This is a genomic window from Bradyrhizobium sp. 23 (assembly GCF_023073295.1).
GTDB lineage: Bacteria > Pseudomonadota > Alphaproteobacteria > Rhizobiales > Xanthobacteraceae > Bradyrhizobium > Bradyrhizobium canariense_D.
Genome location: NZ_JADPJF010000042.1, coordinates 284,971 through 309,718, shown reverse-complemented (window position 1 = coordinate 309,718; position 24,748 = coordinate 284,971). Strand labels below are relative to the sequence as shown.

At 64.5% G+C, this 24,748-nt stretch carries 24 protein-coding genes and 1 pseudogene; 15 read left to right on the top strand and 10 right to left on the bottom strand.

What is annotated here, in order from left to right; genetic code table 11:
* The first annotated feature begins 40 nt into the window (after positions 1 to 40).
* A complete protein-coding gene (locus IVB32_RS11240; protein ID WP_247410368.1) occupies positions 41 to 1,018 on the top strand; it encodes a lyase in 978 nt (325 codons plus the stop codon).
* Between the two features lie 51 nt (positions 1,019 to 1,069).
* Positions 1,070 to 1,522 (top strand): preQ(1) synthase, encoded by a 453-nt coding sequence (gene queF / locus IVB32_RS11235; protein WP_247369913.1) that lies wholly within the window; start codon positions 1,070 to 1,072, stop codon positions 1,520 to 1,522.
* A gap of 22 nt (positions 1,523 to 1,544) precedes the next feature.
* Here the strand turns inward: queF and IVB32_RS11230 are convergent, their stop codons facing one another.
* Together IVB32_RS11230 and IVB32_RS11225 are read right to left on the bottom strand one after the other, a co-directional pair.
* The gene (locus IVB32_RS11230; protein WP_085395044.1) at positions 1,545 to 2,168 is read right to left on the bottom strand and encodes a dihydrofolate reductase family protein; all 624 of its coding nucleotides are present in this window, start codon (positions 2,166 to 2,168) and stop codon (positions 1,545 to 1,547) included.
* 17 nt (positions 2,169 to 2,185) lie between these two features.
* On the bottom strand, positions 2,186 to 2,488 hold the full coding sequence (locus IVB32_RS11225) for a hypothetical protein (RefSeq protein WP_247296595.1): 303 nt from the start codon (positions 2,486 to 2,488) through the stop codon (positions 2,186 to 2,188).
* Between the two features lie 110 nt (positions 2,489 to 2,598).
* On the opposite strand from IVB32_RS11225, the gene IVB32_RS11220 reads away from it, so the two are divergent.
* A complete protein-coding gene (locus tag IVB32_RS11220) occupies positions 2,599 to 3,015 on the top strand; it encodes a helix-turn-helix domain-containing protein (RefSeq protein WP_204511304.1) in 417 nt (138 codons plus the stop codon).
* A 30-nt stretch (positions 3,016 to 3,045) separates the two neighbouring features.
* On the opposite strand, the gene IVB32_RS11215 is transcribed toward IVB32_RS11220, so the two are convergent.
* The 3 genes from IVB32_RS11215 to IVB32_RS11205 form a co-directional block, all read right to left on the bottom strand.
* Positions 3,046 to 4,254, bottom strand: coding sequence for an MFS transporter (locus IVB32_RS11215; RefSeq protein ID WP_018458070.1), 1,209 nt, complete (start codon positions 4,252 to 4,254; stop codon positions 3,046 to 3,048).
* On the bottom strand, positions 4,254 to 5,117 hold the full coding sequence (kdsA, locus tag IVB32_RS11210) for a 3-deoxy-8-phosphooctulonate synthase (RefSeq protein WP_018458071.1): 864 nt from the start codon (positions 5,115 to 5,117) through the stop codon (positions 4,254 to 4,256). Before kdsA ends, IVB32_RS11215 begins: the two co-directional genes overlap by 1 nt.
* Positions 5,118 to 5,242: 125 nt before the next feature.
* Positions 5,243 to 5,569, bottom strand: a complete 327-nt coding sequence (locus tag IVB32_RS11205) for an NIPSNAP family protein (RefSeq protein WP_007590607.1) — start codon at positions 5,567 to 5,569, stop codon at positions 5,243 to 5,245.
* A 196-nt stretch (positions 5,570 to 5,765) separates the two neighbouring features.
* Between IVB32_RS11205 and IVB32_RS11200 the strand changes: the two genes are divergently transcribed.
* From IVB32_RS11200 to IVB32_RS11190, 3 genes are all read left to right on the top strand, one after another.
* Positions 5,766 to 6,440: a response regulator transcription factor gene (locus IVB32_RS11200; protein WP_085353237.1), complete on the top strand. Its 675-nt coding sequence runs from the start codon at positions 5,766 to 5,768 to the stop codon at positions 6,438 to 6,440.
* Positions 6,437 to 7,813, top strand: a complete 1,377-nt coding sequence (locus tag IVB32_RS11195; RefSeq protein ID WP_247296590.1) for a HAMP domain-containing sensor histidine kinase — start codon at positions 6,437 to 6,439, stop codon at positions 7,811 to 7,813. Before IVB32_RS11200 ends, IVB32_RS11195 begins: the two co-directional genes overlap by 4 nt.
* A 103-nt stretch (positions 7,814 to 7,916) precedes the next feature.
* Positions 7,917 to 8,579, top strand: coding sequence for an rRNA adenine N-6-methyltransferase family protein (locus IVB32_RS11190; protein WP_018458074.1), 663 nt, complete (start codon positions 7,917 to 7,919; stop codon positions 8,577 to 8,579).
* A 4-nt stretch (positions 8,580 to 8,583) separates the two neighbouring features.
* Here the strand turns inward: IVB32_RS11190 and IVB32_RS11185 are convergent, their stop codons facing one another.
* The 3 genes from IVB32_RS11185 to tpiA all read right to left on the bottom strand — a co-directional run bounded on the left by IVB32_RS11185 (position 8,584) and on the right by tpiA (position 11,681).
* Positions 8,584 to 10,215 (bottom strand): CTP synthase, encoded by a 1,632-nt coding sequence (locus IVB32_RS11185; RefSeq protein ID WP_007590604.1) that lies wholly within the window; start codon positions 10,213 to 10,215, stop codon positions 8,584 to 8,586.
* 166 nt (positions 10,216 to 10,381) lie between these two features.
* Positions 10,382 to 10,765, bottom strand: coding sequence for a preprotein translocase subunit SecG (gene secG, locus IVB32_RS11180; protein WP_247296588.1), 384 nt, complete (start codon positions 10,763 to 10,765; stop codon positions 10,382 to 10,384).
* Positions 10,766 to 10,922: 157 nt separating this feature from the next.
* A complete protein-coding gene (gene tpiA / locus IVB32_RS11175; RefSeq protein WP_085353242.1) occupies positions 10,923 to 11,681 on the bottom strand; it encodes a triose-phosphate isomerase in 759 nt (252 codons plus the stop codon).
* Positions 11,682 to 11,904: 223 nt separating this feature from the next.
* On the opposite strand from tpiA, the gene IVB32_RS11170 reads away from it, so the two are divergent.
* The 4 genes from IVB32_RS11170 to moaC are packed head-to-tail and all read left to right on the top strand — an operon-like array spanning position 11,905 to position 16,204.
* Entirely contained in the window at positions 11,905 to 13,803 is a 1,899-nt protein-coding gene (locus tag IVB32_RS11170; RefSeq protein WP_247369909.1) for a peptidylprolyl isomerase, read from the top strand.
* Positions 13,804 to 13,817: 14 nt separating this feature from the next.
* Positions 13,818 to 14,831: an anthranilate phosphoribosyltransferase gene (gene trpD / locus IVB32_RS11165; protein ID WP_085362122.1), complete on the top strand. Its 1,014-nt coding sequence runs from the start codon at positions 13,818 to 13,820 to the stop codon at positions 14,829 to 14,831.
* Positions 14,832 to 14,838: 7 nt separating this feature from the next.
* A complete protein-coding gene (gene trpC, locus IVB32_RS11160) occupies positions 14,839 to 15,660 on the top strand; it encodes an indole-3-glycerol phosphate synthase TrpC (protein WP_018458078.1) in 822 nt (273 codons plus the stop codon).
* A 1-nt stretch (position 15,661) separates the two neighbouring features.
* Positions 15,662 to 16,204 (top strand): cyclic pyranopterin monophosphate synthase MoaC, encoded by a 543-nt coding sequence (gene moaC, locus IVB32_RS11155; RefSeq protein WP_247296584.1) that lies wholly within the window; start codon positions 15,662 to 15,664, stop codon positions 16,202 to 16,204.
* A 9-nt stretch (positions 16,205 to 16,213) separates the two neighbouring features.
* On the opposite strand, the gene IVB32_RS11150 is transcribed toward moaC, so the two are convergent.
* The gene (locus IVB32_RS11150; protein WP_085353576.1) at positions 16,214 to 16,315 is read right to left on the bottom strand and encodes a Flp family type IVb pilin; all 102 of its coding nucleotides are present in this window, start codon (positions 16,313 to 16,315) and stop codon (positions 16,214 to 16,216) included.
* A gap of 142 nt (positions 16,316 to 16,457) precedes the next feature.
* Here IVB32_RS11150 and IVB32_RS11145 point away from each other — a divergent pair.
* A pseudogene (locus tag IVB32_RS11145) lies at positions 16,458 to 19,189 on the top strand (EAL domain-containing protein).
* Between the two features lie 277 nt (positions 19,190 to 19,466).
* Here the strand turns inward: IVB32_RS11145 and IVB32_RS11140 are convergent.
* Positions 19,467 to 20,804, bottom strand: coding sequence for a S41 family peptidase (locus IVB32_RS11140; RefSeq protein WP_026233497.1), 1,338 nt, complete (start codon positions 20,802 to 20,804; stop codon positions 19,467 to 19,469).
* A gap of 303 nt (positions 20,805 to 21,107) precedes the next feature.
* On the opposite strand from IVB32_RS11140, the gene IVB32_RS11135 reads away from it, so the two are divergent.
* The 4 genes from IVB32_RS11135 to glp all read left to right on the top strand — a co-directional run bounded on the left by IVB32_RS11135 (position 21,108) and on the right by glp (position 24,691).
* Positions 21,108 to 22,241: an alpha-hydroxy acid oxidase gene (locus IVB32_RS11135; RefSeq protein WP_247296582.1), complete on the top strand. Its 1,134-nt coding sequence runs from the start codon at positions 21,108 to 21,110 to the stop codon at positions 22,239 to 22,241.
* A gap of 14 nt (positions 22,242 to 22,255) precedes the next feature.
* On the top strand, positions 22,256 to 22,882 hold the full coding sequence (locus IVB32_RS11130) for an HAD family phosphatase (protein ID WP_085395035.1): 627 nt from the start codon (positions 22,256 to 22,258) through the stop codon (positions 22,880 to 22,882).
* A gap of 167 nt (positions 22,883 to 23,049) precedes the next feature.
* On the top strand, positions 23,050 to 23,241 hold the full coding sequence (locus IVB32_RS11125; protein ID WP_026233498.1) for a hypothetical protein: 192 nt from the start codon (positions 23,050 to 23,052) through the stop codon (positions 23,239 to 23,241).
* Positions 23,242 to 23,479: 238 nt separating this feature from the next.
* On the top strand, positions 23,480 to 24,691 hold the full coding sequence (glp, locus tag IVB32_RS11120; protein ID WP_018458086.1) for a gephyrin-like molybdotransferase Glp: 1,212 nt from the start codon (positions 23,480 to 23,482) through the stop codon (positions 24,689 to 24,691).
* Positions 24,692 to 24,748 lie beyond the last annotated feature (57 nt).

Genomic DNA, 24,748 nt, shown 5'->3' with positions numbered 1-24,748 from the left:
CTGCCGCAAAACCTCAATCTGAAACGGTCGGGGTAACGCCATGAATCGCCGCCAGTTTCTTGCCTCGAGCATCGCCCTCCTCGCGACCCGCCCGAGTTTTGCGCAGGAAGGCCCGTTCCGGACAAAATACTACCCCATTAGCTCCGGCATCGGTCTGCACGACCTCGCTCCCGCTCCCGATGGCACGGTCTGGTTTACGGCCCAGGGCAAGGGCCTGCTCGGCAGGCTCGATCCGAAGGATGGCAGCCATAAGACGGTCAGCCTCGGCCAGGGCGCCGCCCCGCACGGCGTGACCATCGGCCCCGACGGCGCGCCCTGGATCACCGAGGGCGGCCAGAATGCGATCGCCCGCGTCGATCCTTCCGACCTCAAGGTCACCCTGTTCCGCCTGCCCGAGAAGTTCGCCTACGCCAATCTCAACACCGGCGTGTTCGACAAGGACGGCACCTATTGGTTCACCGGCCAGTCCGGCTATTACGGCCGCCTCAAGCCGAACGCGGGCGGGATGGACGTGTTCAGGGCGCCCAAGGGCGTCGGCCCCTGCGGAATCACCGTCACGCCCAAGGGCGACGTCTGGTATGCCTCGCTTGCCGGCAGCTATATTGCCAGGATCGATCCGGCGACGGGCAGCGCCAGTGTGGTCGAGCCGCCGACGCCGAGCCAGGGTTCGCGACGGGTCTGGTCGGATTCGAAAAGCCGGATCTGGGTCAGCGAGTGGAACAGTGGCCACGTCTCGGTGCACGATCCCGCGGAAGCCTCCTGGAAGACCTGGAAGCTGCCCGGCGAGCGTCCCCGCACCTACGCGGTCTATGTCGATGACAAGGACAAAATCTGGCTGACCGATTTCTCCGCCAACGCCATCGTCCGCTTCGATCCCGCCACCGAGCGTTTCAACGTGTTCGCCAGCGACAAGGCTAACGCCAATGTGCGCCAGCTCGACGGGAGGCCGGGCGAGCTCTGGGGCTGCGAATCCGGCAACGACCGGATCGTCATGATCCAGACGGTCGCCGCCGGTTGACGACAGCGGCATTTGCGTCCATCCCGGCACGCGGAACAGGATGTGACGACAATGGCGAAGAAATCCCTTCAGCTGGGCCGCGCGGTCGAATGGCCGCACACACCGGAAGAAGCGCAGCTCGACCGCGTGCCGAACACGCAAAAGGGCACGGACTATCTGGTACGCTTCACCGTGCCGGAATTCACCTCGCTCTGCCCGGTCACGGGACAACCGGATTTCGCACATCTGATGATCGACTACGCCCCCGGCCAATGGTTGCTGGAATCGAAGTCGCTCAAGCTCTACATCGCGAGCTTCCGCAATCACGGCGCCTTCCACGAGGACTGCACCGTGATGATCGGCAAGCGCATCGCGAGCGACATCAAGCCGAAGTTCCTGCGCATCGGGGGCTATTGGTATCCGCGCGGCGGCATTCCAATCGACGTGTTCTGGCAGACGGGCCGCGCGCCGAAGGGATTGTGGGTGCCCGAGCAGGGCGTCGCGCCCTATCGCGGCCGGGGCTGAGCTTGAAGAGACCGTTTCTGACTCACCGCGTTCGGTCTCGACCGCGAAGATTTGCTCGCTCGGGGGACGAGGTATAGCGGCTAACAACCATGCCGCTCGAATAAGCCTTGGCCTCGAGTAATTTTAGCTTCCTGAACCCCGACGCCGCGAAGATCCTGACGCCGTCACCCAATACCGCCGGGTTGACGTAGAATTGAAACTCGTCAACGAGACCTTGTTCGATCAGCGCCGCGGCAAACCCCGCGCCACCGAACACGCCAATGTCGCGCCCTCGTTGGCTCTTTAAGGCGCCGACCACCTCGTGCAAATCTCCGCTGACAAGCGTGGTTCGTTCCCACGCCGGCTCCGTTGGCTTATTCGTCGGAACCATTTTGCTCATTTCTGTGATACGCTTAGCGAACGCGTAGAATGGCTCAGTTGGGTAGCGGTTCGCTGCGTTCTCCCAATGCCGTAGATACCCTTCATTCAGCATCTTCCGACTGAGAAGAATCGTGTCGATGCGCTCGAAGTGTGCATTGAAATCGCGCTTCAGTTCATCATCCCAAAAGTTGTTGTCACCCCAACCCCATAGCTGCCAATTTACCGTTCCGTAGGAGCCGACAAAGCCATCGGCTGACACCTGCATCTGAAGGATAAGTTTTCGCATCGGTCTATTCTCTCGAATCATGCAAGGATCGAAGTTGCGAACGATTCAGCAGCCCATTGTTTGAAGGTCGTTCGAGTTGTGTTTTCTGAAGCTGGCGTGTCGAGTGCCCATCGCTCTTGGCGATTGAAGCTCGCTGGGGTTTCGATCAACGCTTCCGTGAAGCTGGCTGATATCCCGTTTGCGATCATGCTGCTGCGGGCGTCATCGAGCGGGACAGATCGATAAGTCACGTCTTTGCGCAGTTTCCTGCCCAGGAGCTCTGTCACCTTCTGAAATATGTAAAAGCCGCCGCTTCCAACCTGATGAATATCTGCCGGCATTTTCCACCACTCCTCCAGCACTGAGACTTTGTGACTGATTTACATTTGGAAGCATTGACGCCATCATCGAATGATGTCAATAGTAAATCGATTTACAAAGGGAACTACGGATGTCGGGAAGACAGCGATCAGGTTGCCCAATCAGTCTGTCGCTGGAGTTGCTCGGCGATCGCTGGACGCTGCTGATTGTGCGTGACATCGTTTTCGCGGGGAAACAGCACTTCCGGGAATTTCTGCAGTCCGATGAATCGATATCATCGCGGACGCTTGCGGAGCGGCTTCAAACGCTGCAAGAAGGCGGCGTCCTTACCCGTCATGACGACCCCACGCATAAACTGAAGGCGATTTATCGCCTTACGGAGGCGGGCATTGATCTGCTGCCTGTCCTCGCCGAGCTTGGCTTATGGGGCAGCAAATATCGTAATGCTGATCCGGATCTTGGTGCGATTGCCGAGAGACTATCGGCGGGGGGCCCCAAGATGCTTTCCCAGATGAAGCAAAAACTGAGGAAAGGAGGTTCTAAATGACGATACGCCGCGTCAGGCGCTAGACATCTTTTAGGCGACTGCATCCGATGGCGCCCGCTGTTTCAACAGCCGCGCACAGGCGAAGCCCAGCGCGACCATGATCGCGGCGCTCGCGAACAGGGTCGGCATCTTGCCGCCATGCTGGAGGCCAAGTCCATAGGCGAGCGGCCCCACCGTCTGCCCCATGAAGAAGAAGAACGAATGCAGCGACAACGCGGTTGCGCGCGCCTCGACCGAGAGTTCGCTGGCAAACATCTGAAGGCAGCCATGGGCGATGTAGAAGCCCCATCCCATCACGATGAGATTGAACGCCTGGACTTCCCAGCGCAGGCCGAAGCCGACGGCAACGAGCTGCGAAGCCACCAGCGTCATGCCCGCGATCATCATTCCCTTCATGCCCAGCCATGGCAGCAGGCGCGACACCGTCAGCGTGTAGAACAAGCCGCCGACCGCAAAGCCCGCGATGACGATGCCCGCGATCGAGAGCGAGGTCTGACCGAGCTCGAACAGGAACGAAGCGATGTAGGGAAACAGGCCGAGCACGCAGCAGCCTTCGATGAACACCGCCGCATAACAGACATAGGCGTTCGGGTTGGTGAAGATGGTGCGATAGCCCGCCTTCAGCGCCGACAGGCTCGTCTTCGGCGGATGCTTGACCTTGGCGCCACGAAAACCGGCGGCGACCGCGATCGAGGCAACGATCACCAGCGCGCCGAGCACCGCCAGCACGCCGCGCCAGCCGAGGAAATCGCCGATCAGGCCGGAGGCCGAGGCGCCGAGGAGATTGCCCGCCATCGCGCCGGCGAGCGTGCGGCTGATCGCGACCTGGCGCTTCTCCGGACCGACGAGATCGCTGGTCAGGCTGAGCGCCACCGGAAACACGCCGCCGGAGCCGATACCGGCGAGGATACGGGTCGCGAACAGAACCGAGAATGAGCTCGAGAGCGCCCCCAGGATGTTGGCAAGGCCGAGCAGCGCGAGGCAGCCGATCATCAGCCGCGTCTTGCCGAACAGATCGGCGGCGGCGCCGACGATCGGCTGGATGATCGAGAAGGTGAAGGCGAACACCGCGGCAAAACCGGCAGCGGTCGCGATGCTGACGCCAAAGTCCTCCGCGACGTGCGGCAGCACCGGATCGAGCGCGCGCGCGGAGAGCGCCGCGGCGAAGCTTGCACCGGAGATGACGTAAAGCGCGGCCGGCAGGCCGTGATCGTGCGCCCGCGCCTCGCCTTGCTGCATCAGCGCGGGTCGGCTTTGGTCGAATCCTTGGCGAGCGCGTCGAACGCCATCAGCCTTCGGATCAGCCCTTCGAACTCGCGCAGCGGCACCATGTTGGGTCCGTCGGACGGCGCGCTGTCAGGATCGGGATGGGTCTCGATGAAGATACCGGCAACACCGACGGCGACGGCTGCGCGTGCGAGCACCGGCACGAATTCGCGCTCGCCTCCGGAAGACGTCCCCTTCCCGCCCGGCTGTTGCACCGAATGAGTCGCGTCGAAGATCACGGGGGCGCCGGTGGTGCGCGCCAGGATCGGCAGCGCGCGCATGTCGGAGACCAGGGTGTTGTAGCCGAAGGACGCGCCGCGTTCGGTGACGAGCACGTTGGGATTGTTCGCGCTCGTGATCTTGGACACGACGTTGGCCATGTCCCAGGGCGCAAGAAACTGACCCTTCTTGACGTTGACGACCTTGCCGGTTGCGGCCGCCGCCAGCAGCAGATCGGTCTGGCGACATAGGAAGGCGGGAATCTGCAACACGTCCACCGCCTGCGCCACCTCGGCACACTGCCCGGCGTCATGCACGTCGGTCAGGACCGGCAGGCCGAGCGACGATCGGATTTCGGCGAAGATCGGCAGCGATTGTGCAAGTCCGAGGCCACGCGCGGCCGACGCGCTGGTGCGATTGGCCTTGTCGAATGAGGTCTTGTAGACGAGGCCGATCTGCAGCCGCGCGGCGATCTCCTTCAGCGCGGAGGCCACCTCCAGCGCATGCTGGCGGCTTTCGAGCTGACACGGCCCGGCAATGATCGAGATCGGCAGATCATTGCCGAATTTGACCTTGCCAATGGTGACGACCGGCGCCGCTGACGTCGAAGAGCTCAAGGCAAATCCCTCGTTCCGGCGCGACCATAGCCGCGATGAAGGGCGGATCAACCCCATTCGGCCTGGGCTCCCAGAATATCAGGGTTGCGCCCAGGCTCTCCGCGACGCCCTCGCGCCGGCCGCCTCTACTTCACCGCCGAGAAGGCGGTCGGCGCCAGGATCTGGCTGACGATGTTGCCGACGATCTGGCCGTCCGCCTCGCTCTCGGCGCGCCCCTTCATCCAGTCCGGATCGGTCATGAAGGCGGCCCACTTCTTCTCGCGCTCGGCGAGCGACTCCCAGGCCAGGAAATAGGTCAGCTCCTGGTTGGATTCACCGATCAGCGTCGTGAAAAATCCGGCCTGCCTGATGCCGTGCTTTTCCCACACCTTCAGGGTGACGGTCTCGAACCGCTTGAGCAGTGCCGGCAGGCGGCCGGGCACGCAGCGATAGATGCGCATTTCGTAGATCATTCGTATTCCTCCCTGATCAGGTCCGGCGGTTATAACGGCCGGCCCCGACGGTGTCTTGAGGCCCGCTCAGCCGCCCCGGTAGCGTTCCGTGCATGGCTAGAGCCCGCTCAAGCCGCTTCATCGAGAGCGGGTTCCCGCAATGCTGCCGCAATGATACGGCCGCTAGAATGGCGCGATTGAGGTTGAGGTGCGGATCATGCGGATTTTGCTCGTCGAGGACGAGGCCGAAATGGCCGACGCGCTGGCGTCGGCGCTGAAGCGCTACGACATGGTCGTGGACCACGCCCCCACGCTTGCCGAGGCGGAAGAGGCCATTTCTGCCGACGTCCACGCCGCCGTCCTGCTCGATCGCCAGCTTCCCGATGGCGACGGTCTCACCCTGATCCCGAAACTGCGGGCGCGCGCCGACGGCGTGCCGATCATCGTGTTGACGGCGCGCGGCGAACTCGCCGACCGGGTCGCCGGCCTCGACTGCGGGGCGGATGATTATCTGTCAAAGCCGTTCGCGGTGGAGGAATTGCTGGCGCGACTGCGCGCCGTGCTGCGCCGGCCCGCCGGGCTGCATCCCGACATCATGCACGCCGGCCGCCTCGCCTTCGATTTCGGCCATCGCGAGGCAAGCATCGACGGGGCTCCGCTCGAGCTGCCGCGGCGCGAGCTCCTCGTGCTGGAAGCCCTGGTCCGCCGCATGGGCCGGACCGTGCTGCGCTCCGCGCTGGAAGAAGCCGTCTACAGTTTCGACGACGAGATCCAGTCGAATGCGCTCGATACGCACGTGTCGCGCCTGCGCCGCAAACTCTCGGAAGCCGATGCGCGCGTGGAGATCCACGGCATCCGCGGCGTCGGCTATCTCTTGAAGAAGCTGCCATGAGCAAGCACCACGAACCCTATTGCCTGCGCTCGCGGCTGAGCTGGCGCCTGCTGTCGCTCCAGGCGGTGCTGCTCACGGCGCTCGTTGCCGTCGTCGTCGGGGCATTGAGCGCGTCGGGATTCGTGATCGCCGGGCGCGACGAAGATCGCGTGATCGATATCGTCCAGCGCGCGCTCGGACGCGACGCGCAAGGCGACCTGGTCCTGCGGCCGACGACCGAGCTGAAACAATTGCGCAGCGAGACCCCCGATCTCTGGTTCCTGGTCCGCGACAGGCAGGGACATTCGCTCAGCGAAGGCGCCGTGCCGGCCGAATTCGCCGCCATCGGCAGCGGCCTCGACCAGATCAGCCAGGCCCGGCTCGGCTGGCAGCTGTTCGAGGACGATCCGCGCAAGCCCCCGGCGCGGCTGAAGCGGGTCGATACCGACGCCGGCAATGTGCAAATCATCACGGCGACGCAAGGCAAGCTCACGGGCGCCAAAGCGTTGATCATGACATCGCTTGCACTGCTCGGCATCGCCCTGCCTGGCCTGCTCCTCATGGGAACGGCGACGTTCATCGCCACGCCGATGATCGTGCGGCGCGCCTTCGAGGCGCTCGATGCGACGGCGGACCAGGCGCGGCACATCGACATCCATCAACGCGGCACGCGGCTGTCGCTGGACCGGATTCCGCTGGAAGTCGTGCCGCTCGTGACCGCGGTCAACGACGCGCTGGCGCGGCTAGACCAGGGCTATGCCCGCCACAAGCGCTTCGTCGCCGATGCCGCACACGAGTTGCGCACACCGATCGCGATCCTGAACACGCGGCTGGAGTCGCTTCCAGCGGGGCCGGACAAGACCCGGTTGCTGGAGGATTCCGCGCGCCTGGCAACGCTTGCCGAGCAGCTGCTGGACATTCAAAGGCTCGACCGCTGCGGCCATCCCTTCACGCGCGTCGACCTCGTCGCAATCGCGCAAAGCGCGGCCGCAGATCTTGCGCCGCTGGCCATTGCCGCCGGCTACGAGTTGGCGCTCGACGCCCCCTCCACGCCGGTCGAAACGATCGGCGATGCGGCGGCGCTGGAGCGCGCGCTGACCAACCTTGTGCAGAATGCGATCCAGCACGGCCCGCGCCGCGGCACCATAGGCATTCGTGTCAGCAGGCCCGCGAGCATCGAGGTCACGGACGAAGGCGCCGGCATTCCGGCCGATCAGCGCGAACAGATATTCGAACCGTTCTACCGGCTGACACCGCTCGATCGCGGTGCCGGCCTCGGTCTCAACATGGTGCGCGAGATCGTGCTCCTGCATGGCGGCCACATCTCGGTCGCGGACACAGCGATCGGCGGCGCGTGCTTCAGGATGTCACTGCCGCCCGTCCGGGAGAATTGACGCAATCGACAGGCGGCACGCAATGCTGTCGCAATGCACTCAAGCGATTGTTCGGCCGCCTCACCTCTGACCTGCGAGGCGCAACCAAGATGCCGGAGTGCGCATGCCCAACGATTTCCTCTCGTTCTTCCTGTCATGGATGTCAGCCCCGCGCCGCGTCGGCGCGATCGCGCCGTCAGGCGCGGCGCTGGCCGATCTCATCACCCGCGAGATCACCGCATCGACCGGCCCTGTTCTCGAGCTCGGCCCCGGCACCGGCGCGTTCACCTACAAGCTGCTCAAACGCGGCGTGCGCCAGCAGGACCTCACGCTGATCGAATACGGCTCCGACTTCATGAAGGTGCTCCAGATGCGTTTTCCGAACGCGCGCGTCTTGTGGATGGATGCAGGGCGGCTCGCAACGGAGCGCCTCTATGACGGCGCGCCCGTCGGCGCGGTCGTGAGCGGCCTGCCGCTGCTCAACATGTCGACGCGCAAGGTGGTCTCGATCGTCGGTGGCGCGTTCAGTCATGTCCGCCCCGGCGGCGCCTTCTACCAGTTCACCTACGGCATGAGTTGTCCGATCCCGCGGCCCGTGCTCGACCGGCTGGGCTTGCGCGCAAAGCTGGTGGATCGTGCCCTGCTGAACGTGCCGCCGGCCGCCGTCTACAAGCTGACGCGACGGCCGCAGATGAAGCTCGTCACGGGATCGCTTGCGCCTGATACGTCAATGCCGGCCGCGCCGGAGCCGATGCATCTTGCAGGTGACTGCACCGCCACGCGCTGAGCGATTACACCAGGCGGCTCTGAACCATTGCCGCGCGAATGAACGACGCGAACAGCGGATGCGGCTCGAACGGTCGCGACTTCAGTTCCGGATGGAACTGGACGCCGATGAACCAGGGGTGATCCTCGTACTCGACGATCTCCGGCAGCACGCCGTCGGGCGACAGGCCCGAGAATTTCAGCCCGTGCTGCTCGAGGCGATCCTTATAGGCGGTGTTGACCTCGTAGCGATGGCGGTGGCGCTCGGAAATCTCGGTCGCGCCGCCATAGACTTCCGAAACGCGGCTGCCGCGATTGAGCGCCGCGGGATAGGCGCCCAAGCGCATCGTGCCGCCGAGATCGCCGGCGTTGGTGCGCTTCTCGAGCTCGTTGCCGCGCAGCCATTCCGTCATCAGGCCGACCAGGGGCTCCTTGGTCGGGCCGAACTCGGTGGAGTTGGCCTCCTCGATCCCGACGAGATTCCGAGCTGCCTCGATCACCGCCATCTGCATGCCGAAGCAGATGCCGAAATACGGCACGTCGCGCTCGCGCGCGAACTGCGCCGCGCGGATCTTGCCTTCGGCGCCGCGCTGGCCGAAGCCGCCGGGCACCAGAATGCCGTTGACGTGCTCGAGGAACGGCGCGGGATCTTCCTTCTCGAAGATCTCGCTTTCGATCCAGTCGAGATTGACCTTCACCTTGTTGGCGATGCCGCCATGGGAGAGCGCCTCGATCAGCGACTTATACGCATCCTTCATGCCGGTATACTTACCAACGATGGCGATGGTGACGTTGCCCTCGGGATTGCGGATGCGCTCGTTGATCTGCTGCCAGCTCCGCAGCTCCGGCGGAATCCGCGAGCCGATGCCGAAGGCGGCAAGCACTTCGTCGTCGAGGCCTGCGGCGTGGTAAGCCTGAGGGACAGCGTAGATGCTGTCGGCGTCGCGCGCCTCGATGACGGCGCTCTCGCGCACGTTACAGAACAGCCCGAGCTTGCGCCGTTCCTCCTTCGGGATCTCGCGATCGGTACGGCAGAGCAGGATGTCCGGCTGGATGCCGATCGAGCGCAGCTCCTTGACGGAGTGCTGCGTCGGCTTTGTCTTCAGCTCACCGGCGCTCGGGATGTAAGGCAGCAGCGTCAAATGAATGTAGATGGCGTGATCGCGCGGCAACTCGTTCTTGAGCTGGCGGATCGCCTCGAAGAACGGCAGGCCCTCGATGTCGCCGACGGTGCCACCGATCTCGACCAGCACGAAGTCGTAATCGTCGTTGCCGTCGAGGACGAAATCCTTGATGGCGTTGGTGACATGCGGAACCACCTGGATGGTCGCGCCGAGATAATCGCCGCGCCGCTCCTTGGAGATGATGTCCTGATAAATGCGCCCGGTCGTGATGTTGTCGGCCTTAGTCGCCGGCCGCCCGGTGAAGCGCTCATAGTGACCGAGATCGAGGTCGGTCTCCGCGCCGTCATCGGTCACGAACACTTCGCCGTGCTGATACGGCGACATCGTTCCGGGATCGAGATTGAGATAGGGGTCAAGCTTGCGGAGGCGGACCTTGTAGCCCCGAGCTTGCAACAGGGCACCGAGTGCCGCTGAAGCCAGACCCTTGCCGAGCGAAGAAACCACGCCGCCGGTGATGAATATGTACCGCGCCATGGGGCTTAACCTCTAATCCCTCGAATTCGATTCGCCAAAGCGATTCGTATTCCGCCCCAAACATTTTGCGGGGCTGTGGGTGAGCCAGAACTGAGAGTGGTGACAGAGCCTTGATAGGGATTGTTGATCCAGGACGGTAGAAGCCGCCCTGCATGGCCCCCCTGTTTTATTGCGAACGCGGTACCTGCGGGCCGCTCGGTGCCGGAGCCTGCTGCTCGTCGGCCTTCTTCAGCGAATCCAGGATGCCACCCGAGGTCGGCGGCGCGATCGGTCCGCCACCGGCCGGCTGTGTCTGCGACGCCGGCGCACCGATGATCGACGACGGCTTGCGGTCGTAGCCGGCATACCAGGACAGGAACAGGCTGGTGAGGAAGAAGCCGACGGCCAGAATCGCGGTGGTCCGCGTCAGAAGGTTCGCCGTGCCGCGGCTCGACATGAAGCCTGCGCCGCCTCCCATGCCGAGGCCCCCGCCTTCCGACTTCTGGAGCAGGACGGCGCCGATCATAACGGTGACGATCATGAGGTGAATGACGATGACAACGGTCTGCATAGTGTCCTTCCGTCACAAGCCGACAGCGCCGAGACGGCGGCCAATCGTGCTTCGCGGGGTTTTCCTGAAGTTGCGCGGTGTTACACGATCGGACGGGGCATTGCCACCCCCGATCAGCCCCGGACCAGTGGTTTGAACCAGCCAGGGACGGCCCTGCCTAATTAGGGCAGCCCTGCGCAATCGCAAGGAAATCGGCCGCCTTCAGGCTGGCCCCGCCGACCAGCGCGCCATTGACGTTCTTCACGGCCATCAGCTCGGCCGCGTTCGAGGGCTTGACCGAGCCGCCATAGAGAATGCGCATCCCGGCGCCGTCGGCCTTGAACCTGGAGGTCAGGAATTCCCGGATAAAGCCATGAATCTGCTCGACATCCCGAGACGTCGGGGTCAGGCCGGTGCCGATCGCCCAGACCGGCTCATAGGCCACGACCAGATTGGCGGAGGTCGAGCCATCCGGCAGCGAGCCGGTGAGCTGGCCGCGCAGGATATCCAGGGTCTGGCCCGCATCGCGCTGGCCCTGCGTCTCTCCGATACAGACGATCGCCGTCACCCCGGCGCGCCAGGCGGCCTCAGCCTTCTGCCGGATCAGGGCATCGCCCTCGCCATGGTCGGCGCGGCGCTCGGAATGGCCGACGATGACGGCGGTCGCACCCGAATCCGCTAGCATTTCGGCGGCGATGTCGCCGGTATGGGCGCCCGAGGCTTTGGGGTGGCAATCCTGGGCCCCCACCGCGACCTTCTTGCCGCGTGCCTTCTCGGCAAAGGCAGCGATCAGGGTCGCCGGCGGGCAAACCAGCAGCTCGGCTTTGCCGGCCACCTCTGCCGCGCCATTGAGCATGGCGTCGAATTCGGCAGTCGAGGCCTTGAGGCCGTTCATTTTCCAGTTGCCGGCGATCAGGGGGCGGATGGCATCGGTCATGTCAAATTCCAGCAAAATTTGGTTTGTTCATGCGCTAGCAGAGGTCCAGTGGCAGTTCCAGAGACCAGGGGCTTTTAACCGCAGGGATCGAAAGCCTGCTAGACCCGAGGTTGCGGGGGGAAAGCCACCACTTTATGATGATTGATCAATTTGGTGACGCGCTTTTGCGGAATCTGCATTAAGACGCGCTCCCATTCCCCTCCTGCCAAACAAGTTGGACCAAATGCTTCGAGGAATGCGCAAGGCCTCATCAAACTGGCTCGGCAAGACCATTATGGCCATTGTGATGGGCGTGCTGATCATCAGTTTCGGCGTTTGGGGCATTGCCGACATCTTCAAGGGCTTTGGGCAGTCCACCGTGGCCAAGGTCGGCGGCACCGAGATTTCGTTGAACGAGTTCCGCCAGATTTACACTGATCGCCTCCAGCAGATCAGCCGCCAGTTCGGCCGGCCGCTGTCGCCTGAGCAGGCGCGCGCCTTCGGCCTCGACCGTCAGGTGCTCCAGCAGACGATCGCGGAAGCCGCCCTCGACGAAGAGGCGCGCCGGCTCGGGCTCGGCCAGTCCGACGACCAGATCCGCCAGCTCATCATGAACGACCCGAACTTCAAGGGCGTCGGCGGCAACTTCGATTCGAACCGCTTTCAGTCCGTGATCCGCAATTTCGGCTATACCGAGCAGCGCTACGTTTCGGAGCAGCGCAAGGTCTCACTGCGTCGGCAGATCACCGGCACGATCGGTGCCGGCCTCGAGCCGCCGAAGGCGATGCTCGACGTGCTGACGCGCTTCCAGAACGAGCAGCGCGCCATTGAATTCGTCAGGCTCGACGCAGCTCAGGCAGGCACCATCGACGCGCCATCGCCGGAGGCGCTCGCCGCCTATTTCGAGGATCACAAGGTCCAGTTCCGCGCGCCCGAATATCGCAAGATCGCGTTCGTCGTGATCTCGCCGGAGGAGATCGGCAAGTGGAGCGAGGTGTCGGACGAGGACGCCAAGAAAGCATTCGACCAGCGCAAGGACCGGCTCGGCACGCCGGAGAAGCGCCAGATCCAGCAGATCGTATTCCCCAACGCCGCCGAGGCGCAGGCCGCACGCGAGCGGCTCACCAGCGGGACGTCGTTCGAGGACCTCGGCAAGGAGCGCGGACTGAGCGCGTCTGACGTCGATCTCGGGCTCGTGACCAAATCCTCGCTCGATCCCGCAGTTGGAGACGCTGTCTTCGCGCTTCCCGCCGGTGAAATCAGCCAGCCGATCCAGGGCCGTCTCGGCACGTCGATCGTCAAGGTCGAAAAGATCGAGCCGGGCACTGAGGCGAACTACGCGAGCGTTGCCGCCGACATCAAGCGCGAGATCGCCACCGAGCGTGCGCGCGTCAAGGTCGCCGATCTCCGCGACAAGATGGAAGACGAGCGCGGCGGCGGTGCCAGCGTGATCGACGCGGCGCAGAAGCTCGGCCTCACCGCCGTGACCATCGACGCCGTCGACCGTTCCGGCCGCGCGCCGAGCGGCCAGCCGGTCTCCGGCATTCCGCAGGGCCTCGACGTGGTGTCGCAGGCCTTTAACACCGATGTCGGCGTCGACAACGACTCGATCTCGTTCAAGGGCGGCTATGTCTGGTACGACGTGCTTGCCATCACGCCCTCGCGCGACCGCAATCTCGACGAGGTTCGCGACCAGGTCGAGGTGCGCTGGCGCCAGGACCAGATCGCGACCAAGCTGAAGGCCAAGGCGACCGAGATGGTGCAGAAGCTCGAATCTGGCGGCAAGCTCGCCGACGAAGCAGCCGCGATCGGCGCCAAGGTCGAGACCGCCACCGGCTTCAAGCGGGACGACTCGCCCGCCAGCGTGCCCGCGGCCATCGTGTCGGCCGCCTTCCGCGTCGCCAAGGACGGCGTCGGGCAGACGGCAGTGACCGGCGGCACCGAGGTGATCGTGTTCCGCGTTACCGAGATCATCGATCCCACCGTCGATGCCGCTTCCGATGCGGTCAAGAAGCTGAAGGACAGTCTCGACCGCGCGCAGACCGAGGAGCAGGTCGCGTCCTACGTCAACAAGCTTGAAACCGACATCGGGACCACGATTAATCAGGCCGCCTTCGCGCAGGTGACCGGCGCGAACCAGTGAGTTGAAAGCACGCGATGGACGACCTGAAATCGATCATTGGAAAAGTGGCGACCGGCGCCAGCCTGTCGCGTGACGAAGCGGCTTCCGCCTTCGACGCCGTGATGTCCGGCGAGGCTACGCCCTCGCAAATGGGCGGCCTGCTGATGGCGTTGCGGGTACGCGGCGAGACCGTGGACGAGATCACCGGCGCGGTCTCGGCCATGCGCTCCAAGATGCTCACGGTCGATGCGCCCGCCGACGCCGTCGACATTGTCGGCACCGGCGGCGACGGCTCCGGCTCGGTCAATGTCTCGACCTGTGCCTCCTTCATCGTTTCGGGCGCCGGTCTGCCGGTGGCCAAGCACGGCAACCGCGCGCTATCGTCGCGTTCGGGCGCTGCCGACGTGCTGGCTTCGCTCGGGGTGAAGATCGATCTGAGGCCGGAGCAGGTCGGCCGCTGCATACGCGAATGCGGCATCGGCTTCATGTTCGCGCCCGCCCATCATCCCGCCATGAAGAACGTCGGCCCGACCCGGGTGGAGCTTGCGACACGCACGATCTTCAACCTGCTCGGTCCGTTGTCCAATCCGGCCGGTGTGAAGCGGCAGATGGTCGGCGTGTTCTCCCGGCAATGGGTGCAGCCGCTGGCGCAAGTGCTCAAGAACCTCGGCTCTGAATCCGCCTGGGTCGTGCACGGTTCAGACGGCCTCGACGAAATCACCCTCACCGGCCCGACCTTCGTCTCCGCGCTCCACAATGGCGAGATCCGGAATTTCGAGGTGACGCCGGAGGACGCGGGCCTGCCGCGCTGCGAGGCCGGTGCACTCAAAGGCGGCGACGCCGACGCCAACGCTATCGCCTTGCAGGGCGTGCTCGACGGCAAACCGAGCCCCTACCGTGACGTCGCGCTGATCAACGCCGCTGCCGCATTGGTCGTGGCGGGGCGTGCCGGGGATCTCAAGGAAGGTGTCGTGATCGGCGCAAAATCACTCGACAGCGGCGCGGCGCGCGCGCGGCTGAAACATTTGATCGCGGTCTCGAACGGCTGAGCCTGACATGTCGGACATCTTGACCAAGATCGAAGCCTACAAGCGCGAAGAAATCGCTGCGGCCAAGCGCGCGCAGCCGCTGTCGGCGGTAGAGGCGAAGGCCAAGGCGCAAGCAGCACCGCGCGGCTTCCTGCGCGCGATCAAGGCCAAGCACGCCAATGGCGACTACGCGCTGATCGCGGAGGTCAAGAAGGCGTCGCCGTCAAAGGGCCTGATCCGCGCCGATTTCGATCCGCCGCTGTTGGCCAGGGCCTATGAGGCCGGCGGCGCTGCCTGCCTGTCCGTGCTGACGGACACGCCCTCGTTCCAGGGCCATCTCGACTTCATGGTGGCGGCCCGCGCGGCAACGTCACTGCCGGTGCTGCGCAAGGATTTCATGTTCGACATCTATCAGGTGGCGGAGGCCCGCGCGCACGGCGCCGACTGCATCCTGATCATCATGGCGGCGCTCGATGATGCCGCGGCCAAGGAGCTCGAGGATGCCGCCATCGCCCACGGCATGGACGTGCTGATCGAGATCCACGACCGCGCCGAGCTTGACCGCGCGCTGAAGCTGCGTTCGCCGATGATCGGCGTTAACAATCGCAATTTGCGCACCTTCGAAACCACGCTTGCGACCAGCGAAACATTGGCGCCGCTGATCCCCGGCGACCGGCTGATGGTCGGCGAGAGCGGCATCTTCACGCCCGCCGATCTCGCCCGGCTCGAGCGCGTCGGCATGTCGACCTTCCTGGTCGGCGAGAGCCTGATGCGGCAAGCCGATGTTACCGCTGCGACGCGCACATTGCTGGCGCGCGAGACGACGGCGCGCGCGACGGGCACGCGCTGACATGGCCCGCAAGCCGACCGCGACGAAACCAGCCAAGTCCGAGTCCAAGACCCAGTCCAAGACCAAGACCGGCCCTGCCCTCACCCATATCGGCGCCTCCGGCGAGGCGCGGATGGTTGACGTGTCGGACAAGCCCGCCAGCGAGCGGCTCGCGGTCGCGGAAGGACGCGTCGTCATGACCAGGGCGACGCTTGACCTGATCGTGTCCGGCAACGCCAAGAAGGGCGACGTGCTCGGCACCGCCCGCATCGCCGGCATCATGGCCGCCAAGCGCACCGCGGAGCTGATCCCGCTCTGCCATCCGCTCGCGCTGTCGAAGGTGACGGTCGAGATCGAGCCAGACGCAACGCTGCCGGGCTGCCTCGTCCGCGCCAGCGTGAAGGTCACGGGCCCGACCGGCGTCGAGATGGAAGCGCTCACCGCCGTCTCGGTCGCCTGCCTCACCATCTACGACATGATCAAGGCGGTGGAGCGCGGCGTGCGCATCGAAGGCATCCATCTGGTCGAGAAGCTCGGCGGCAAGTCCGGCCATTACCGCGTCTGATTGCGGCTGCTACTTCAACGACGCGCTGATCGACCCGAATTTTGAATTGAGCTTGCTGCCCAGGCCGTCCACCACGGCGACGATCGCGAGCGCAATCAGCCCATACTCGATCGCATATTGATTGCTTTTGCGAGGGTCCCTTCACGGCCCATTAACCCAGCTTGCTAACTTCGCCTCCACTCCGTTCCCGTAAACCAACGGATGTTTCCGGGGCCAAGAATTGACCCTGGCGTGTGCACGACAACGATCGATCATGATGACGGGATTCGGCAGTCGCCTTTTTGACCAGGCCTTCGTGCGCAGCGGACCGATCCGCTGGCTGGTGGTGGGCGGCACGCTGTTGATCGCTGCGATCGCCGTCGGCGCGACGCTGATGGCGCAGAATTTCCGCGAACGTGCGCTGCGCAGCTCCGGGCGCGAGCTGGAAAACACCGTGCTGATGCTGGCCCATCATTTCGACCAGCAATTGCAGGATTTCGCGGTCATCCAGAAGGATTTCGTCGACTACGTCCGCGCAAGCGGCATCACCAGTGCGGCGGACTATCGCAAGCGCCTCGCCGGCCAGGACCTCCACCGGATGCTGCGTTCGAAGATCGAGCACTGCCCTACATGGGCGGCGTCAATATCATAGATGCCGAAGGCAATTTGATCAATTCGTCGGCGGCATGGCCGGCCCCGAACGTGAACGTTGCCGATCGCGCCTATTTCCAGACCTTCCGGTACGATCCCGACGCTCCCGACGTCCTGATCGAGCCACTCTACAGTCGCATCTCCGGCGCATGGACCATCCTGATCGTGCGCAAGGTCGTCGGACCGAACGGCGAATTCATGGGTGTGGTCGGACGCGGCATCGAGCCGGCAAACTTCGAAAAATTCTTCGAGTCAGCCGTGCTCGGCGAAAGCACGACGATCTCGATGCTGCACCGGGACGGCACGATGCTCGCCCGTTATCCCCATTCCAGTGAATTGATGGGACGGAATTTCAAGAACGGTCCGTTCGCGCATCAAAGGGTTTTCGGGCTCGACCATTTTACCGGCCGCTTCATGAGCCCCGTCGACGGCGAGGACCGGCTGATTTCCTCACATGCCCTGCCTCACTTCCCGATCCTGATGATGGCCACCACGACGCGCGCGACGGCCCTGACGGACTGGCGCGAGCAGATCGGCATCCTGATCTCGGTCGCGGCCTCTTCCGCGCTCGCCATCGCGGGCGTGTTGATCGCGATCGTTCGCAAGCTCCTGGAGCAGCATCGTCTTTCGCGGGAACGGCTGACGCTGGAAAAGCAGCGTCTCGACCGCGCCGTCAACAACATGACCCAGGGCCTGCTGCTGTTCGACGCCTCGCAGCAGCTCGTGATCTGCAATCAGCGCTACATCGAGATGTACGGGCTGTCGGCCGAAATCGTGAGACCCGGCTGCAGCTTTCACGACATCATTGCACACCGCAAAGCCACCGGCTCGTTCACCGGCGATGCGGACCAGTATGTCGCACGGGTCCTGCGCGACGTCCACGTGCGCAATTCCATGGTGGTCGAGACCTCCGACGGTCGCTCGATCCAGATCGTGAACGAACCGCTCACGGACGGCGGCTGGGTGGCGACGCATGAGGACATCACGGAGCGCCGGCGTATCGAGGAGCGCATCACCCATCTCGCTCATTACGACGCACTGACCGACCTGCCCAACCGCACCATGTTCCACGAGCATCTGCGTCAGGAACTCGATCTCGTCGCCGGCGGCGAACAACTCGCGGTGCACTACATCGACATCGACGAGTTCAAGGGCGTCAACGACGCGCTCGGGCATCTCGTCGGCGACGAGCTCCTGAAGTCGGTCGCGCAGAGCCTCCACCGCTGTGCGGGGCCGGCGGACTTCGTGGCGCGCCTCGGCGGCGACGAATTTGCCATCGTCCAGAGCGCGGTGACATCGCCGGATCAGGTCAGCGAGCTCGTCGCGCGGGTGTTTGAGGCCATCCGGGCGCCGTTCGACTGCATGGGGCATCATCTTGCCACCGACGCCAGCATCGGCATCGCGCTGGCGCCGCAACATGGAACGGCGCTGGACCAGATCCTGAAGAACGCGGACATGGCGATGTACGCCGCCAAAGCCGCGGGGCGCCGCACCTATCGCTTTTTCGAGTCGGAGATGGACGCCAAGATCCACGAGCGGCGGCAGCTCGAGATCGACCTGCGCCACGCCATCGCTCAAGGCGGGCTCGAAGGCGGCCTCGAGGTGTATTACCAGCCCTGCCTCAGCCTGAAGGACGACCGCATCACCGGCTGCGAGGCGCTGGTGCGCTGGCGCCATCCCGAGCGCGGCATGGTCTCGCCGGCGGAGTTCATTCCGATCGCCGAGGACACCGGCCTGATCAACGAGATCGGCGAATGGGTGCTGGCGACCGCCTGCCGGGACGCGGCGAACTGGCCTGACGACATCCGCCTCGCCGTCAACGTCTCGCCGGTGCAATTCAAGAGCGGCACGCTGGCGCTGAAGATCATGGCGGCGCTTGCCGCCTCCAATTTGTCGGCGAGCCGGCTCGAGCTCGAAATCACCGAGGCGGTGCTGATCCGCGACGACGACACGGCGCTTGCGATCCTGCATCAACTCCGCGCCATCGGCGTCCGCATCGCGCTGGACGATTTCGGCACCGGCTACTCCTCGCTGAGCTATCTGCACCGCTTCCCGTTCGACAAGATCAAGATCGACCGCTGCTTCGTCAACGACATCGCCGGCCCCGACGGCTCCGCCAGCATCGTGCAGGCGGTCGTCAATCTCGCGGCCGCCCGCCGCATGACCACCACGGCCGAGGGCGTCGAGACCGAGGAGCAGCAGCGGTTGCTGCGCGCGCTCGGCTGCTCCGAGATGCAGGGCTATCTGTTCAGCGCCGCAAAGCCCGCCGACAAGGTGCTGGAGCTGTTCGCAGCTCATCGCAGCCGTCTCGCCCGGCGCGGCGGCAACGAAGGCCGCCGCCGCGAGGCAAGCTAGTTCGGACCTCGTGGTCGGCGCAGCGGCATTCCCAGAAGCTTTCCTCGATACACACGACGCAGGTGTCGCGGAGGTCATGCAATTGCTGGAGTTGCGGGTTCATCCCGGCGGCGAGGTCTGGTCGAGCGCGACCGCGCCCGCCGCTGGGCCGAGCGCGATGGCTGCTACGAGGCCACCTTCGCGGCCATGAACCCGAGCTGACACAGCGTCCCGAAACAAGTTCGCCCGGGAACGGCTATCCGCTCCCGGGCGATCAACACCTTACCGTCGCGAGCGCCTAGTTCGGCACCGCAGCCTTCGACGCCGGCTTGGCGGCGACCGCATTCGCGGTTTGGCCGTGCAGGAAGTCGTAGGCCGTATGCAGGGCCTTGTCGTCTTTCGCTTCCGGTGGGACATAGGACTGCGATCCGGTCTGCTCGGTGCCGTCGGCTGCCTGGAGATGACCGCGCATCTGGGACTCCGCCATGGTGTCCATCCGGCCCTTCAGCTCGGGCGGCACGTCTTGGAGGATCTCGATGTCGGGCGCGATGCCCTGGGCCTGGATCGAGCGGCCCGAGGGCGTGTAGTAGCGCGCCGTGGTCAGCGCCAGCGCGCCGTTGCCGGTGCCGAGCGGAATGATGGTCTGCACCGAGCCCTTGCCGAACGAGCGCGTGCCGATCAGCGTCGCGCGCTTGTGGTCATGCAGCGCGCCGGCCACGATTTCCGAGGCTGAGGCGGAGCCGCCGTTGACGAGAACCACCAGCGGCTTGCCCTTGGTGAGGTCGCCACCATGGGCGGTAAAGCGCTGGGTCTCTTCCGGATTGCGGCCGCGGGTCGAGACGACCTCGCCACGCTGCAGGAACGCGCTCGACACCGACACGGCCTGGTCGAGCAATCCGCCCGGATTGTTGCGCAGGTCCATCACGTAGCCTACCAGCTTCTCCGGCGGAACCTCCTTGGTGATCGATGCGATCGCCTTCTTCAGGCCATCGGTGGTCTGCTCGTTGAACGAGGTGACGCGGATATAGCCGATATCCCCGTTCTCGACGTGGAAGCGCACGGGACGCACATGGATGATCTCGCGCTTGATCGCGACGTCGAGCGGAGCGTCGGCGCCCTTGCGCACGATCGTGAGCTTGGTCTGGGTCTCGACCGGCCCCTTCATCTTGTTGACGGCCTGCTCGAGCGTCATGCCCTGCACGGCATCGCCGTCGATCTTGCTGATGAGGTCGCCCGACATGATGCCGGCCTTGGATGCCGGCGTGTCGTCGATCGGCGAGACGACCTTGACCAGCCCCTCCTCCATCGTGACCTCGATGCCGAGCCCGCCGAACTCGCCGGAGGTGGTCTCCTGCATCTCGGTCCAGGCCTTGTCGTTCATGTAGCGCGAGTGCGGATCGAGCGAGGTCACCATGCCGGTGATCGCGCCTTCGATCAGTTTGGCATTGTCAGGCTTCTCGACATAGCTCGCCTTCACCCGCTCGAACACTTCGCCGAACAGATTGAGCTTGGAATAGGCGTCATCCGCGCTCGCTGCCGCCCGTGCCGCCCAAACGCCGCCGTGCGGACTGGCTACCAAAAGGGTCAGACACGCTCCGGTGAGCGCGCCCAGTGGAAACAGCAGGGTTTTCCGCATGGATAGGCTGGCCTTTTTGCTTCGCGGTTCGGTGGGCTGGGAGCCGCCATGCAAATGGCGATCCAGCCTGCTTCTCACAATACCATTCTGGTTTCTTCAAGGCCGGGATGCCACGCCGGCGGGTACACCGTAAAAATCGGTTGGTCCGGACCTAAACTTTCGGCAACGTTGCAGGACCGGTTCGTGCGCAGCGGGGGTCGGCCGGCCGGCCCGCGCCTCGCAGCCATGCCATTTTAGGATGGTTTTGGCGCCCCGGACGGGTTAGGCGATCAGGGAAGGCTTCAAATTCTCGGGAGGATAACAATGAACGAAGCACCCCGCATCCAACCGGAAAGGAACGTCGAGCTCGGCGCCAGCACCGAGCCGTTCCAGAATCTGCATGAATTCATCCGGAAAGCCCGCGCCAACCTCAACCAGAATGCATGGGACTATATCGTCGGCGCGGCCGAGACCGAGACCACGATGCGTCGCAACCGCATGGCGCTGGACGAGATCGCTTTCCGCCCGCGCGTGCTGCGCGATGTTCGCAAGGTTACAGGTTCGGTCGAACAGTTCGGCCGCAAGATGCGCCTGCCCGTGGTCCTCGCCCCGGTCGGCGCGCTCGAGATCTTCGATCCGGATGGTGCGGCGAGCGTGGCACGCGCCTGCGCCTCTTTCGGTGCGGCGCACATGCTCAGTTCGGTGTCCGAGCCCGGCCTAGAAAAGACCGCCGAAGCTGCGTCCGACGCGCTGCGGCTCTACCAGCTCTATGTGCGCGGCGATGACGCCTTCGTCGCCGACGTCGTCAGCCGGGCCGAGAAGAACGCCTACGCCGCCTTCTGCCTGACCGTCGACACCGCCCACTACAGCCGCCGCGAACGTGACATCGCCAAGCGCTACGTTCGCGAGAGCCGCTTGCGCGCCACCGGGGGCGATTACCAGAAGGGTCTGGAGTGGCGGACGGTGAAGATGATCAAGGACAAGTTCAAGATCCCGCTGATCCTCAAGGGCATCGCGACGCCGGAGGACGCGCTGATCGCGATCGATCACGGCGTCGAATGGATCTACGTCTCCAACCATGGCGGCCGTCAGCTCGATCACGGTCGCGGCGCCATGCACGTGCTGCCCGAGATCGTCGACGCCGTGAACGGCCGCGCCAAGATCATGGTCGATGGCGGTGTCTGTCGCGGCACCGACATCGTCAAGGCGATCGCGGCGGGCGCCGACCTCGTCGGCATCGGCCGGCTGCAATGCTGGGCGCTGGCGGCGGCCGGCGAAGCCGGCGTGGCGCGCATGCTGGAACTGCTCGAGGACGAAGTGCTGCGCTGCCTCGGCCTCTTGGGTGCGACCTCGTTCGCCGAGGTCAACAAATCCTGCCTGCACCAGGCGACCGCAACCAACGCGCCGAGTGTGTTCAGCGCGTTTCCGCTGTTCGACCACGAGCCGTATCGATACTGAGTGAAAGGACGCAGGTGACATCGCTCTCTCCCGGCAGCGCGGATGCGCTCCTGTTCGATCTCGGCCGCGTCGTGCTCGATATCGATTTCTCCAAGGCGATCGCCTGCTGGGCGGGACATGCCGGCTGCAAGCCCGAAGCCATCGTCGCGCGCTATGTGCGGGACAGCGAAGCCTATCGGTTGCACGAGATGGGGAAGATCAGCGATGAGGACTATTTCGCCTCATTGCGAGCCTCGCTCGGAATCGGCATTTCGGATGCGCAGTTCCTGGAAGGCTGGAACGCGATTTTCGCCGGCGAAATGCCTGACATCGCCGAGCTGCTGCCGCGCGCAGCGAAACAGATGCCGCTCTATGCTTTCTCCAACACCAACCGGCCGCACGTGGACCATTTCTCGAGGGAATATGCCGACCTCCTCGGCCATTTCCGCGAGCTGTATTTGTCGTCCAGCATCGGCCTGCGCAAACCGGATGCGGAGGCCTTCGACCACGTCGTTGCGGCGATCGGCGTGCCCGCCGGGCGCATCGTGTTCTTCGACGATCTTGCCGAAAACATCGAGGGAGCGCGCGCGCGCGGCTTGACGGCGGTGCATGTGACCTCGCCGCGTGACGTCGGGAACGCATTGAAGGCATTGGGCATTTGACGACGGTCCGTTGTCGCGAAACCCACGACGGCACGGCCCGACGGACCAATTTTGAAAAATTGAGGAACCGGATCACTTTGTACATTTTTATACAGAGTTCCGGGAACGGAATACCGCCTTCCGGACTCTTAGCGTCCGTTGGGACTTCTACGGACGGATGCATCATCGTGCTGGGCAAAACCTACCTCACCAAGCAGGCCTCTCTTCTTCTTGAATTCGCGAGGACAACTTCAGATTCGGACCTTTCCGCCAAGCTTGTGAGCAAGGCCGCCGACCTGAAATCCCAAGCCGACCCGCTGCCCGACAAGGATCAGGGATCCAAGGCGCCCGACGTAACTCCCGGGCAGGCAGGGAGCTGATCGATTCAGGCCATGGCGCGTTCTCGCCTTGCCATGATTTTCGTCGCTTCCATGACCACTCTCCTGCCGATCTGTGACCTCCTTCGGATCATGCCGCGACGCGCTTGATCCTGCCTTCCGGAACAATGTGAAGGGGCGGGATGACTGTGCCTGCTCAGCCGCTTTTGCCTCTGCGCCTGCGCTCGGCTAGAAGACGTGCGGAACATTCGCCCGAACGTGCCGAGCAGGAGTTTTCGCCGTGGCCTTGATGCCGGTTTCTGACGCGCTTGCCGCGGTGCTGGCGGGTGCAGAGCCGCTGCCGGAAGAAATGATTTCCCTCGACGAGGCCTACCATCGCGTGCTCGCGCGTGACGTCGTGGCGCGGCGCACGCAGCCGCCGCAAGCGATGTCGGCGATGGACGGCTACGCGGTGCGCGCGGCCGATGCCGCGACGATCGATTCGGAGCTCACCGTCATCGGCGAAGTCGCAGCGGGCCGACCGTTCGAGGGGACGGTCGGAGCCGGCGAGGCCGTGCGGATCTTCACCGGCGGCGTCGTTCCCTTTGGCGCGGACGCCGTCGTGATCCAGGAGGACACGGTCGCCGCCGGCAAGCGCATCACGATCAAGGAAGCCGCGATCGCCGGCCGGCACATCCGCCCCGCCGGCGTCGATTTCCGCGAGGGCGACGTGCTCCTGCGCAAGGGAAGCCGTCTGACCGAGCGAGACCTCGCGCTCGCCGCCGGGATGAATCATCCGCACCTTGCCGTTGTCAGGCGTCCGAAGGTCGCGATTCTCGCCACCGGCGACGAGCTGGTGATGCCGGGCACCACGCCCGGCCACGGCCAGATCGTCTATTCCAACGGCTACGCCCTGCACGCGCTCGCCCGCAGCGAGGGCGCCGAGACCATCGACCTCGGTATTGCCGCCGACACGCTCGAGGCCACCACCGCCGGCATCCGCCGCGCCCGCGAGAGCGGCGCCGACGTCCTGATCACGACCGGCGGCGCATCGGTCGGCGACCACGATCTGGTCCAGCAGGCACTGCGGGACGAAGGCATCGCGATGGCGTTCTGGAAGATCGCGATGCGGCCAGGCAAGCCGATGATGCACGGGCGACTCGGCGCAATGGGTGTGATCGGCCTGCCGGGCAATCCCGTATCGTCCTACGTGTGCGCTTTCCTGTTCATGGTGCCGCTGATTCGCGCCCTGTCGGGCCGTTCAGTGATTCACCATCGCCGTGAACGCGCCGTGCTCGGCCGCGACGTCGGCGCCAACGACCAGCGCGAGGACTATCTGCGCGCGCATCTTGAGGAGCGTGACGATGGCACACGCGTCGTTGTTCCCGTCAATCATCAGGACTCTTCGCTGCTTGCGAATCTCGCTGCAGCACAGGTACTTCTCGTCCGCGCACCATTCGCGCCGAAGGCCGAAGCCGGCACGGCTTGCGAAGTGTTGCGGCTCCCCGTCTGAGCGCCCCCGCAACGCGCGTTCCGCGCACTTTGCTCTGTTCACGGTAAATTAAGCAGT